9 protein-coding genes and 1 pseudogene are annotated in these 12705 nt (G+C 70.0%); 4 read left to right on the forward strand and 6 right to left on the reverse strand.

Annotation, left to right across the window (positions count from 1 at the left end; genetic code table 11):
- Window positions 1-2290: sensor histidine kinase (locus CCN39_RS26960; protein WP_086846563.1), on the reverse strand; the 2290-nt coding region annotated here is incomplete at its 3' end.
- A gap of 723 nt (window positions 2291-3013) precedes the next feature.
- On the opposite strand from CCN39_RS26960, the gene CCN39_RS26965 reads away from it, so the two are divergent.
- The 4 genes from CCN39_RS26965 to CCN39_RS26980 are packed head-to-tail and all read left to right on the forward strand — an operon-like array spanning window position 3014 to window position 6510.
- The gene (locus CCN39_RS26965) at window positions 3014-4021 is read left to right on the forward strand and encodes an ABC transporter substrate-binding protein (protein WP_167455189.1); all 1008 of its coding nucleotides are present in this window, start codon (window positions 3014-3016) and stop codon (window positions 4019-4021) included.
- Between the two features lie 7 nt (window positions 4022-4028).
- Window positions 4029-4799 (forward strand): ABC transporter permease, encoded by a 771-nt coding sequence (locus CCN39_RS26970; protein WP_086846550.1) that lies wholly within the window; start codon window positions 4029-4031, stop codon window positions 4797-4799.
- Entirely contained in the window at window positions 4796-5629 is an 834-nt protein-coding gene (locus CCN39_RS26975) for an ABC transporter permease (protein ID WP_086846552.1), read from the forward strand. Before CCN39_RS26970 ends, CCN39_RS26975 begins: the two co-directional genes overlap by 4 nt.
- Before the next feature lie 20 nt (window positions 5630-5649).
- Window positions 5650-6510: an ABC transporter ATP-binding protein gene (locus CCN39_RS26980; RefSeq protein ID WP_086846554.1), complete on the forward strand. Its 861-nt coding sequence runs from the start codon at window positions 5650-5652 to the stop codon at window positions 6508-6510.
- 45 nt (window positions 6511-6555) lie between these two features.
- Here CCN39_RS26980 and mdlC read toward each other — a convergent pair whose 3' ends face one another.
- From mdlC to CCN39_RS27015, 5 genes and pseudogenes are all read right to left on the reverse strand, one after another.
- A complete protein-coding gene (gene mdlC / locus CCN39_RS26985; RefSeq protein ID WP_086846557.1) occupies window positions 6556-8142 on the reverse strand; it encodes a benzoylformate decarboxylase in 1587 nt (528 codons plus the stop codon).
- Between the two features lie 89 nt (window positions 8143-8231).
- Window positions 8232-9881 (reverse strand): S53 family peptidase, encoded by a 1650-nt coding sequence (locus CCN39_RS26990; protein WP_086846559.1) that lies wholly within the window; start codon window positions 9879-9881, stop codon window positions 8232-8234.
- A 166-nt stretch (window positions 9882-10047) separates the two neighbouring features.
- Complete coding sequence (locus CCN39_RS26995) at window positions 10048-11319, reverse strand: NsdA family TPR-like regulatory protein (RefSeq protein WP_491844427.1); 1272 nt, start codon at window positions 11317-11319, stop codon at window positions 10048-10050.
- A 365-nt stretch (window positions 11320-11684) separates the two neighbouring features.
- Window positions 11685-12362 (reverse strand): copper homeostasis protein CutC, encoded by a 678-nt coding sequence (locus tag CCN39_RS27010; RefSeq protein ID WP_086846561.1) that lies wholly within the window; start codon window positions 12360-12362, stop codon window positions 11685-11687.
- 13 nt (window positions 12363-12375) lie between these two features.
- Window positions 12376-12705, reverse strand: a pseudogene (locus CCN39_RS27015) (nitrate- and nitrite sensing domain-containing protein); the annotation flags it as partial.

The raw sequence follows: 12705 nt of genomic DNA on the forward strand, positions 1-12705 counted from the left end.
CGCCGCTGACCAGGTCGTCCAGGCTGATCGGCTGGTCGAGCGGCACCAGGCCGCCCTGGTTCGCCACGGGTTCGTGCACCGGCGGCGGCGGGGGTGCCGAAGGCGCCGGTGGGGTCTGCGCGAACGACTGCGTCTGGTCGAAGTCCGAGCGCGCGGCCGGGATCGGGATGCTCGGCATCGACATCGACGTCTCGGAGCGGTTCGCCGGCGGCGGCGTCTGCCGCTGCATGCCCGGGCGGAGCTGGGTCAGCAGCTCGGCCGGGACGACGACCCGGGCGATCACGCCGCCTTCGATGTCCTCGTTCTCGCGCAGCCGGACCTCGATGCCGTGGCGCTTGGCCAGCCGCGAAACCACGTACAGACCCATTCGCCGGGTCACCGACACGTCCAGGTCCGGCGGGTCGGCCAGGCGCGCGTTGACCTCGGCCAGCCGCTCCTCGCTCATGCCGACACCGTGGTCGGTGACCTGGATGGCGAGCGCCTTGCGGCGGGTCACCACGGCCCGGACGATGACCTTCGTCTCCGGCTCGGAGAAGTAGGTCGCGTTGTCGAGCAGCTCGGCGAGGACGTGCACGAGGTCGTGGATCGCCAGGCCCTGGACCGCGACGTCGGGCACGATGCCGACTTCGATCCGGGCGTACTGCTCGATCTCGGACACCGCGGCGCCGATGACGTCGGCGGCGGGCACCGGCTTGGGCACCGACTTGGCCAGGCCGGCGCCGGAGAGCACCAGCAGGGACTCACCGTTGCGCCGCAGCCGCGTCGCGAGGTGGTCGAGCTCGAACAGGCTGGCCAAGTGGTCCGGGTCCTGCTCGTCGGCCTCGAGCCGGTCGATGACGCCGAGCTGGCGTTCCACCAGCCGCTGCGACCGGCGCGACAGGTTCACGAAGATGCCGTTGACGTTCTCGCGCAGGAGGGCCTGCTCGGCGGCCATCTTGACGGCTTGTTCGTGGACGATGTCGAACGACCGCGCGACCTCGCCGATCTCGTCGCGGGAGGTGACGGGCACCGGCTGGACGGCCTTCTTGGAGGCGCCGACCGGGTCCGGGTCGTCGAGGATCGCCTGCACGGTTTCCGGCAGCCGGGTGTAGGCGACGTCCAGCGCGCTCTTCCGCAGGATCCGCAGCGGGCGCAGCATGAGCCGGGCGACGACGAGCATCAGCGCGACGGCGAGCGCCAGGGCCGCGAGCACCACGGCACCGCCGATCCACGCCGAGTTGACCGCCTGGGTGGCGAGGTCGTCGGCACGGGTCTTCAGCTGGGCCAGCAGGTTCGACTCGACCGCGTGCAGCTTGTCGGCCGACACGGTGCTGTCCTTGCCGAGCGCGGTGGTGTCGATGTTCGGTGGGTCACCCAGCTGGGCGAAGGAGAACGCCGAGGTCTGGATCCGGCGGCGGTCGTCGACCTCCGGGCCGGAGTAGGTGTCGTTGTAGAGCTGGCGCTGGTCGTCGTCGGCGTTCGCGAGGAAGGCCGCGACGGAGGCGTCCGCACTGGACGCCGACGCACGCGTCTGGTCCAGGAGGTCACCGGGGAAGTTGCCGCGGAACGCCGCGATCTGCAGTTCGGCGTCGGAGCGGGTGGTGAACTCCTTGGCCTCGCTGATCGCCTGCGTGCTCGTGCCGAGGCGCAGCACGTCCCGGTCGGTGACCGCGGTGGTGACCTCGCGGCCGAGCTCGATGAGCGAGTCGACGATGCCCGAATAGGCGGTCAGCACGGTGATGTCGGGCAGGCTGTTCTGGGTGTTGAACGCCGCCCGCAGCGGACGCAGGGCGTCCAGGCGCTGGAGACCGCGGGTGTAGCGGTCCTTGGTCGCCTGGTCGTCGTAGTCGAGGGTGTTCGCCGCGCCGCGCAGGTCCTGGACCTCGCGGTCGACCTTGGCGATCTGCGCGTCGAGCCCGGTCTGCAGCAGCTGGTTCTGCGAGGAGATCCGGGCGACCGCCAGCGACCGCTCGTTCTGCAGCTCGTGCACCACTGTGGTGACCTTGACGGCGAACGCGACCTGGTCGGCGGTGCGCTGGAACTCGGCCGCCTCGCGGGCGTCGTCGATCACGCGTACCGCGCCCAGTGCGAGCGCCGTCAGTGTCGGGATGATCAGGACCGCGGCCAGCTTGGACCGCAGCCGCCAGTCGCGCATGCCGGAGAAGAGCCCGGCCTTCCGGCCCGGATCCACTCCGGGCGACTGCGCGGGGGCCCCTCCCACCCCCGCGGCGTCTTCGTTCGGCACCGCCGCTCCACCATCATCGTTCGTGCTCGGGAAACCCTGGTCGGTCCAGCGCCCGCCAGGGCGCATCGCGTTCTCCTCAGCCACTCGTCTGCACGCTCCCGGCGTTCCGGCGCTCCGGCCCATCGGAAGGAGCCCAGCGCAAGACGCTACCCGTACGGGTGAAAAGATCGTCTCCAGTGTCGCTACTGGGGGTTCCTGAACCCCGTCCAGCCGGACGGAATCGGTTCAGCTCGAGCATCACGGTCGGGTCCCTGCGCTGGTCCTGCATCGGTCTGTTGGTCGGCCTAACCCACCGGCGCGGCGGTTGTGCCCGGCCAGGCAGTGGTCTTCGCGGGGAAGATTCTCTCAGGAAAAGCACAGTGTGTGCTGGTACACCGAAGTGGAACTTCTTGATCGGCCATCCAGGCACTCTCTCTCACTACATCGGAGGTTGATACCTCCCCGCAGGTGCAGAGGGTAGCGAACGGCAAGGGAAGATGTAACCCTCCCGACAGGACCCGCTCAATCTTGCACAGCGTTCGCTCAGTCGACGCACAGCAGCAGTCGCCAATTCAGGAACCTCACCCTACGCTGGGTGAACGGCTACGGCGAGTGGAGCAGTGGGTCTAGACCAGAGGCCGAAAGAGTGACGTGCGACACTCGGTCAGGTAGTGATTCCACCCATTGTGAGCAAGCTGTCACGTTCTCTACAGTGGCCCGGGTGGTTCCGAGAATGAGTCACGCACTTCCATCGGAATCGGTTCCCCAACCGTCACTTTCTTCAAGGAGCAGGCCTTGCTTGGAAACGCCATGAGCAGTGGCCGGGTTCGCACTCGCCGCGCCGCGCTCGGGCTCGCCCTCACCGTCGCAGCAGCCACAGCCCTCACCGGCTGCAGTGCGCTCGGCGCGGACGGCTCGAACGCCTCGTCGAACGGGGGCGGCCTGGAGAAGTCGAAGATCAAGGTCTCGATCATGCCGACCACGGACCTCGGTCCCTTCTGGCTCGCGCTGGACGGCGGCTACTTCAAGTCCGAGGGTCTCGAGGTCGAGCAGGTCGTCGCCAAGAGCGGCCAGGAGTCGATGCAGAAGGCGATCTCGGGGGAGGTCGACATCGCCCTCTCGACGTACACGCCGTTCTTCGTCGCCAAGAGCAAGGGCGCGGCGGACGTCCAGCTGGTCGCCGACGGCACGTCGGTGAACGCGAAGAGCAACGCGATCGTCACGGTGCCGAACTCGCCGGTGAAGACGGTCAACGACCTCAAGGGCCGCCGGATCGCGATCACGGCCAAGAACACCGCGTCCGACATCCTCACCAAGTCCGTCATGAAGGACCACGGCGTCGACTTCAGCGGGGTCCAGTGGACCCTGGTCGCGCTGCCGAACATGGCGGCGGCGCTGAAGGACAACCAGGTGGACGCGGCCTACATGCCGGAGCCGATGCTCACGCAGGCGGCCAAGACCGTCGGCGCGACGCCGGTCATCGACATCAACACCGGCGCCAGCCAGGACTTCCCGCTGACCGGCTACGGCTCGACGACGAAGTGGGTGCAGGGCAACCCGAAGACCCTCGCGGCCTTCCAGCGGGCGATGAAGAAGGCCACCAGCGACGCGATCAACGACCGCTCGAAGGTCGAACCGCTGCTGGTCAAGTACGCGAAGATCGACGAGGACACGGCCAAGCTGCTCACCCTGCCCGGCTACGGCTCCGTCCTGGACGCCCGGCGCCTGCAGCGGGTCCCCGACCTGCTGCTGCAGATGGGCGTCATCACCAGCAAGGTCGACGCCGCGCCGATGATCGCCCCGCAGGCGACCAGCTGACGCTCACGTGAAGAAACTGCTTCGCGGCCTGGCCGGCCTGGTCGGCTTCCTCCTGTTCTGGGAGGTCGTCGTCCAGGTCGGCCTGGTCGACAGGACGTTCACCCCGCCGCCCAGCGTCGTGCTGGGCACCGTCGTGGACCTGCTGGGCGACCCCGAGTTCGTCCGCGACATCGTCGCGACCATGCTGGCCTGGCTGATCGCCATCGTCGTCGCGATCGCGATCGGCGTACCCGCGGGGTTGCTGCTGGGCAGCGTCCCGGCGTTGCGCACGGCCACCGCCGCGATCGTGGAGTTCCTCCGGCCGATCCCGATCACCGCGCTGGTTCCCCTGGTGCTGCTGGTGATCGGCTCGGGCCCCGAGGCGAAGATCACCCTCGCCGTCTACGCCTCGCTGTGGCCGATCATGTTCAACACGATCTACGGCATGGGCGAGGTCGATCCGGTGCTGATGGAGACCGCCCGCGCGTGCGGGACCAGCCGGTTCCGCATGCTGACGTCGGTCGCGTTGCCGCAGACGGCGCCGTTCGTCTTCACCGGCGTCCGGCTGTCGGCGACGATCTCGCTGATCGCCGTCGTCAGCGTCGAGTTCCTGGCCGGATCCCAGCTCGGTCTCGGCAGCTTCATCATCGTCGCCAGCACCGGTTCGATCCGGTTCGACCTGGTCCTGGCCGGTACGGTGGTCGCCGGGACGCTGGGTTACCTCATCAACGAGGGGCTCGAACAGCTCGGCAAGCGGCTGTTCCGGTGGAGCACGGTGGACCGGGAGGCGATCGCGTGACGGCGGCAACCCTGTCGGGCCGGGTGGGCCGGCGCGCCGCGCGCGGTGCCGCCACGGTCCTGCGCAACTGGCTGCTGTTCGCGATCCTCGTGGTCGGCTGGGAGTTCGCCGCCCGGGCCGCGGGCAGCAAGTTCTTCCCCCCGCCGTCGGAGATCGCGGGCACCGCCGCCAAGCTGTGGTTCACCGGGCCCGCGGCACACCTGTTCCTCACCGACGCCGTGTTCGACAACGTGTTCCCCAGCCTCGCCCGGACGCTCGGCGGCTGGGCGTCGGCTGCCATCGTCGGCATCGTCCTCGGCGTGCTGCTCGGCCGGTCGGCGACGGCGATGGACTACGTCGGCCCGCTGTTCGCGTTCTTCCGCTCGATCCCGCCGCCCACGCTGATCCCGGTGTTCGCGGTGCTGTTCGGGCTGAGCTCGGGCATGCAGGTCGGCTCGATCGTCTTCGGCGCGGTGTGGCCGGTGCTGCTCAACACGGTCGACGGCGTCCGCTCGGTCGACCAGGTGAAGGTGGAGACGGCGCGGTCGTTCCGCACGCCCAAGGCGTACTGGCTCGGCATGGTCGTGCTGCCGTCGGCGGCTCCGAAGATCTTCGCCGGGCTGCGGGTCAGCCTGTCGATCTCGCTGCTGCTGATGGTCGTCTCCGAGCTCGTCGGCGCGTACAACGGCATCGGGCGGTCGCTGCTGAACGCCCAGCAGGACTTCGAGTTCCCGACCATGTGGTCGTGGCTGGTGCTGCTGGGCATCCTCGGCTACGTCTTCAACACGATCTTCCTGGCCGCGGAACGGCGGGTGCTGGCCTGGCAGCCGGCCCGCCTCGGCCGCGGCTGACACTTCGAAAGGCCTCTCCCATGTCCACCATGCTCGAAGTGTCCGGCCTCAGCCACACCTACGGCACCGGCGCGAAGGCGCACACCGCGGTGAACAACCTTTCGTTCACCGTCGAAGCCGGACAGCTGGCCAGCATCGTCGGCCCGTCGGGCTGCGGGAAGTCGACACTGCTGCGCTGCATCGCCGGGCTGACCCCGCCGACCGGCGGTACGGTCAGCCTGCACGGCGACCGCGTCTCCGGGGTGCCGGACGACCTGGCCGTCGTGTTCCAGGACTACAGCCGTTCGCTGTTCCCCTGGCTGTCGGTGCAGAAGAACGTCGAGTTCCCGCTGCGGTGGCGGCCGATCTCGAAGGCCGAACGCCGCCGGCGCGCGGCGGAGGCACTCGAGCAGGTCGGCCTGTCCGGTGTCGGCGGCAAGTACCCGTGGCAGCTGTCCGGCGGCATGCAGCAGCGGGTGTCGATCGCCCGCGCGCTGGCCAGCCGCCCGGCCCTGCTGCTGATGGACGAGCCGTTCGCCTCGGTCGACGCCCAGACGCGCTTCGAGCTCGAGGACCTGACCCGGCGCGTGCAGCGCGAGCAGGGCAGCACGGTCCTGGTCGTCACCCACGACATCGACGAGAGCGTGTACCTGTCCGACCGCGTCCTGGTGCTGTCGAAGTCGCCGGCGTCGATCGTGGCGGACCTGCCGGTGGGCCTGCCCGCCGCGCGGGACCAGATCACGACGCGCGAGTCGGCGGAATTCGTGGCCCTGCGCGGCGAAGTGGCCCGGCTGCTGCACGGCGGCACGCCGGTGGAGGCCGCCACGGCCGCGTCCGACGCCGCGGAGTGGGACCTGGCCGAGCAGTCTTCGGACGTCCGGGAGAGCAAGACCCGCAGCTGACCGCGGTGGTCCACAGTGGATGTCCACTGTGGACCACCGCTGGGTTCAGTACAGCGACTTCGACGACGCGGCCACCCGGACGTGGACCAGCGTCGGGCGCGGGTCGGCCAGCGCCGCGGTGAGGCCGGGCACCAGCTCCGCCGGCTCGGTGATCGTCACGCCGTGGCAGCCCATGCTCTCCGCCAGTGCCGCGAAGCCGATGCCGCCCAGTTCGGTGCCCGGCAGCTTCGCGCCGCCGATGGCGTCGCCCAGGATGCGGACCGCCGCGTACTCGGAGTTGTCGAGGATCACGAACGTCACCGGCAGTTCTTCGCGGGCCGCCGTCCAGAGGGCCTGGATGCCGTACATGCTCGAACCGTCGCCGATCACGCCGACGACCTTGCGGTCCGGGCGGGCGAGCGCCGCGCCGACCACGCCGGGGACGCCGTAGCCGAGCGTGCCGCTGGCCATCGTCAGGAAACCGGTGTCGGTGGCCGTGATCGGCAGGTGATCGTGCAGGATCCCGCGGTGGCTGGGCGCCTCTTCGACGACCAGAGCGTTGTCCGGCAACAGCTCCGCGAGCGTCGAGTAGACGAGTTCGCCGGTCAGCGCGTCACCGGCCGGCTTCGCGGGACGCCGCAGCGGGGTCGGCGCGGGACGCGTGCTGCGCTCCACGACGTTGAGCAGAGCGCGGATGCCCAGCTTCGGCGTGGCGCGGATGCCGGTGCCTTCGAAGGCGCGCGCGAGAACCTGCTCGTCGTCGCTGACGATGAACAGCGGCGGCAGCTGAGCTTCCCCGCGCCCGCGGTCGACGTGGTAGGTGAAGGCGGGCGCCCCGAGCACGACGACGAGGTCGTACGGCGCGAGCGCGTCGGCGACAGCCCCGCGTTCGGGGTCGAGGAACCCTTGGAACAGCGGGTGGTCTTCGGGGAACGAGCAGCGGTAGGACATCGGCGCGACCCACACGGCGGCGTTGAGCCGCTCGGCGAGCGCGACGGTCTCGACGACGGCCCCGTCCTGGTCGACGGCTCCCCCGACGACGATCGCCGGCCGTTCGGCGGCTTCCAGAGCGGAGTTGAGCTCGTCGACCGCTTCGGGATCGGGCGCGAAGCCGCGGATCCGGGGGCGCGAGACGATCGGCCGTTCGGTGGTGACGGACCAGTCGTCGGCGGGAACGGACACGAAAACCGGACCGGACGGCGCCTGCGTGGCGACGTGGTAGGCCCGCGCGAGCGCGGCCGGGACGTCTTCGGCGGAGGCGGGCTCGATCGACCACTTCACGTACGGCTTCGGGAACTCGGGCGCTTCCAGGGCCCCGAGGAAGGGCTCGTGCGGGAGGAGCGACCGGATCTGCTGCCCGGCGACGACGATCATCGGCGTCCGGTTGCGGTAGGCGTTGAAGAGGCTGCCGAGGCCGTGCCCGACCCCGCCCGCGGAGTGCAGGTTCACCAGCACGGCCCGGCGGGCGGCCTGCGCGTAGGCGTCGGCCATCGCCACGACGGCGGATTCCTGCAGGCCCAGGACGTAGTCGAAGTCGTCCGGCCAGTCGGTAAGGAACGGCACCTCGGTGGTGCCGGGGTTGCCGAACACCGTGGTGAGGCCCAGTTCGCGGAGGAGTTCGCGGGTGGCGTCCAGCACCGTGCGCTTGATCATGCCGCCCAGGTTAACGCTTAGTCTTGCGAAGCAAAGTCCCCCAAGCGGCGCAGTGCGGCCGGGCCGTCACTGCGCCGCTCGTCACGCACTCAGCCGATCAGGCCGGACAGCCCGGTGCCCTTGAAGGAACCCCAGCCCGTCACCTGGTCGTAGCCCGTCCCGGCGGTGAAGCCGGTCGTGCCGTGCAGGGTGTTGTTGCCCGTCGTCACGTCGTGGAAACCGGTGCCGTACGAAGACCCGTTGCCGATCGAGTAGAACTTCGGGTTCAGGTTGCCCAGACCACCGCCGTGCACCTGGTTCTGCAGCGCCGCGAAGGCCGCCCACAGCGGAGCCGCGCCCGACGTGCCGCCGACCGTTCCCCAGCTGCCCGCGCTGTAGATGTAGTACCCCGAGGTCGGGGAGGCGTCCGCGGACACGTCCGGCACCTTGCGGTACGTCGTGCTCTGCGAGGACTGCCACGACGGCGCCGTGAACACCGTCGAGATCCCGCCGCCGGTCGAGCCGCCGCTGTTGCCGTCGTTCCAGGTGACTTCGCTGCTGTAGCCGTTGGACGACGTCACGCTCAGCTTCGTCCCGCCGACACCCGTCACGTTCGGGCTCGACGCCGGGAAGTCGACGCCCTTGGCCGTCGAACCCGTCTGGCGGTAGCAGTCGGTCGTACCGTCGTCGCCGGCCGCCGCGAAGTACGAGATGCCTTCCGCGGTGCCGGTCGCGATCGCGCTGCTGACGCTCTTCGCCGCGCTCGAGCCCTCGGCGGCTTCGCAGGCGCCCCAGGAGATCGAGACGACGTCGACCGTCGCGTCCGAGGCGATCTTCTGGTACATCGCCAGTTCGCCGGCGCTCGAGTTCGGCGCCTCGTAGACGTAGTCGTTGGCCGCCGCGGCCAGCGCGTGCACGACCTCGATGTCGAGCTCGACCTCGATCTGGCCGTCGCCCGGCGACGAGTCGTAGTTCGCGCCGCTGACCGGCACCGTGGTCACCGAGCCCGCGGAGAGGCCGTAGGTGCTGTCGTACTTGGTGATGTTGGCCTTCTGGTAGCCGTCGAACTCGACGAAGCCGACGTTCACGCCGCTGCCGGTCGCCGACAGGCCGCTGGCGCCGTAAGCGGTCTTGAGCACCGGCGGGGTGACGGACTTGACGACGTTGGGCTGCGCCAGCGGCTTCGACGAATGCGTCCGCACCGCGTGGTCGTCGAGGCCGACGACGCCGCCCACGACGTCCGAGACGCTCGCCGGCACGGCCGGGACGGCGTCGTTGGCGAAGAAGTCGCGCCCGGAAGCCTGGTCGTGGTAGGTCCCGATCCGGGTGCGGAAGGCCGACTCGAGCTGCGCCGCCGAGCCGGTGAACGTGATGGCCTGCCGGTTGCCGGAAACCTCGATCCCGCTCAGCCCGGATTTCCCGAGAAATGAGACGGCCTTGTCGACGTCGGCCTGGGTCGGGCCGAACCTGGCATTGAACTGCGCCGGGGTCAGGAACCGGTGGTATTGCGGCGAAGCGGGATTCTGAACGTCGGCGAGGAACTTTTCGAGCGCCTGCTGGTTGTGCAGTTTCAGCGAGAGCGCGGCGGTGATCGGCCGGTCGGCCGCGACGTCGCCGGTGCGGGCGCTGTTGATCAGCGGCGCGGCGTTGTCGGCCAGCGTGACCAGCGGTTCCGACGCCGCGGCGGCCGGGACGGCCACGGCGAGGCCGAGCAACGCAGGCAGCGGCACAGCGGCCGCGACGAGCTTGCGCAAGCGCATGGGGAATTTCCTCTCGGCGGTGGGGACCGGGCCTGCGCGGAATGCTCGCCGCAGGTTGCCGAGAAGCATAAGAAGCCGTGATCACGCCGAGGAACCTACTTTTGTCTGGGCTTCGGCGGATCCCATTTTCATTTTCCGGCAGGTTTACCTTCCCATGGCAAACAGATTATTGTCCGGAATGCCCGGCCATTTCGATGCGTTCGATGATCGCCCGCGCCCGCGCGTCGCGCCGGTGGCGCCGGGCCGCGGCCGAGAGCGTCCGCAACCGCTGCCGGGTCCGCGGTGACCGCAACACGCCGGCCAGCTCGATCGCCTCCCGCCCGACTTCGGCGGCGACGTCGAGATCGCCGTCCAGCGCGTGCACGGTGGCCAGCCAGGTCAGCGTCAGGGACCGGCTGCGGGCCATCTCCGGGCCGTAGCCGGCGATCGCGCCGACGAGCGCGGGGATGCCGTCGCGGCCGTGCCGGACGTCGACCACCTGGGCCAGCTCCCCGTGCACCGTGCCGATCATCGCCGCCAGGTCGGTCGGCCCGAAGAAGGCCGCCCACGGCGACGGTTCCGCCCCGGCGGCGTCGGCGAACTCCGCGCGCGCCCGGTGCAGGCACGCGAGCGCGGCGGCGACGTCGGCTTTCTTGGCGTGCGCCCACGCTTGATTGGCCGACAGGATCGCCTGGGCCAGCCGTGAGCGCGCGAGCAGCGCCGCCTCGCGGCCCCGCGCGAACTCCGCCAGTGCCGGGTCCACCGCGTCGTAGTGCAGCAGCAGCCGCCCGGCGCGGTACCGGATGTTGGCCTGGAGGTCGTGGTTGCCCGCTTCGACGGCCAGGTCCAGCGCCTGCGCGAACGCTTCCAGCGCGGCCTCCGGGCGGTCGTCGTCGAACCGCGTCCAGCCGGCGAGGTTGTACAGGTCGGCGACGGCGGTGCAGAGCCGGGGCCGGACCTTGCCGCGCACGGTGCCGCCCAGCAGCCCGACGGCGCCGGGCAGCTCCGCCGCGACGGCTTCGTCGCAGGCACCCCCGCCGCAGCGGTAGTCCTGGGCCCGAAGCCGCGCCACGGTGTCTTCGAGCCGCTGCACGTCGGCGAGACCCACCCGCACACCGCTGAAGTCGTCCCGTCCGTCACCGCCGGTCATGGCAGCCCTCCGTCCGTCGAGGGCTGCCGATCGGGCAGCCCTGCTCATTCCCCTCCGGGCCAGGCCGGAGCCCGCTCCTTCGAGGGACTGGCACCGGGCAGTACCCCGGTGGCGGTCAGCACCACACCCGTGGCGGTTTCCGCGATCTTGACGACGGCCAGCAGCCCGGTCAGGGCGAGGGAGCCGCCGAGCCCCAGTTTCGCAAAATCGTCTTCGGAGGTTTCGGTTCCGCGTTGACGCGGTATCGCGCCGGTCACGATTCGGCCTTCCTGCTTGCCGCGACCGCTCCCGAACGGGAACCGCGGACAATCCGCCTTCCCCAGGTGGCGGAAATCCACCTGATCGTCAGCATCCTGGTTTCCTGCTGTCCTCGCAACGAGTTCTCGAACTGAATACGCGCGCACACGGCGCCGCCTCCCGCAGTGCAGATCGATTCCTGAAGATCGGCCGGATCGCGAAATGCGGGACCACCGTAGCCAGCCAGTCGGCGGAAAATCAGCCACCAACCAGGTCAAAGCTGGAACTGCTCGTGCAGCCGCACGAGCATCTCGGCGCGCGACACTGCACGCGGCCGATGCAATTTCACCTGCCGGTTCACGATTGCCGTCGGCGCGCGAAAACATCGGCGGAAACCGATTTACTCCGCCGATTCTCCGTGAGATTTGCGTACTCGCTCAGGATTTGACGAGGTCCACCCAGGTCCGCACGGTTCCGGCGTCCACCGGCGCTTGCCAGCCGCCCGGCCGCACCGCGCTGCCGACGTGGAATCCGCGCACGCCGCCCGCGCGCAGGAGGTGGACCTGCTGGGCGCGCAGGCCGCCGCCGACGAGCAGCTCCGGCCCGCCGTCGCGCTGCGCAAGCCGCTGCAGCACCGAAAGGCCGCTGGCCACGCCGTTCGGGTGACCGGCGGCGAGCACCGTGTCACAGCCGAGCGAAGCCAGCTGGTCGTACGCGCGCACCGGATCGCGCGTGCGGTCGATGGCGCGGTGGAACGTCCACGGCAGGCCGTCGACCTCCTTGATCAAAGCCTCGCAGGCGTCGAGGTCGATCTCGCTGTCGACGGTGAGGAAACCGAAGACGAACTCCCGCGCGCCCGCCTCGATCAGCCGGGCGGTGTCCGCGCGCAGCCCTTCCAGGTCGCCGACGGCGAAGGAACCGTTGTCCCGCAACATGACCCGCACCGGGAGGTCAGTCGCCGAGAGCACGTCACGCAGCGTTTCGACCGACGGCGACAGGCCGTCCTGCGCCATGTCCGCAACCAGTTCGAGGCGGTCGGCCCCGCCCGCCTGCGCGCCTTCGGCGTCCGCCGCGTCCAGCGCGATCACTTCCAGCAGGGGCGTCTTCGAGCTCATGCCTCAATCCGTTTCACTGGTTCCGGGTGTCGTCCCCCCTCGCATGACGCCCTCGCCGGAAGCCGCCTTGAAGGCTCGTCATCCGCTCGCGCACCGCTTCCGGGGAAAGAGAGAGTATCGGCCGCTGTTCCGGCACCGCTCCCGGGCTGGCCGCGGAATCCAGCGGCTGCAGGAACGGCCAGGTGTCTTCGGCACCGTCCTCCTGCTCCAGTTCGGCGGAGGTCGGCCACTCGTAGGCGGGCTGGACGGCAGCGGGCGGCGCGACCGGCATCAGCCGCGGTTCGGTGTCTTCGTCGTCCGGACTCGGCGAGGCACTTTCACGCGAAAGTGCCTCGCCGAGTCC

This window comes from Amycolatopsis kentuckyensis, from assembly GCF_002155975.1.
GTDB classification, from domain to species: domain Bacteria; phylum Actinomycetota; class Actinomycetes; order Mycobacteriales; family Pseudonocardiaceae; genus Amycolatopsis; species Amycolatopsis kentuckyensis.

Bases quoted from the DNA above. Each gene is read 5' to 3' on its own strand.
- mdlC (WP_086846557.1), bottom strand. From the start codon at position 8,142: ATGATCAAGCGCACGGTGCTGGACGCCACCCGCGAACTCCTCCGCGAA.
- CCN39_RS27010 (WP_086846561.1), bottom strand. From the start codon at position 12,362: ATGAGCTCGAAGACGCCCCTGCTGGAAGTGATCGCGCTGGACGCGGCG.
- CCN39_RS26965 (WP_167455189.1), top strand. From the start codon at position 3,014: ATGAGCAGTGGCCGGGTTCGCACTCGCCGCGCCGCGCTCGGGCTCGCC.
- CCN39_RS26980 (WP_086846554.1), top strand. From the start codon at position 5,650: ATGTCCACCATGCTCGAAGTGTCCGGCCTCAGCCACACCTACGGCACC.
- CCN39_RS26990 (WP_086846559.1), bottom strand. From the start codon at position 9,881: ATGCGCTTGCGCAAGCTCGTCGCGGCCGCTGTGCCGCTGCCTGCGTTG.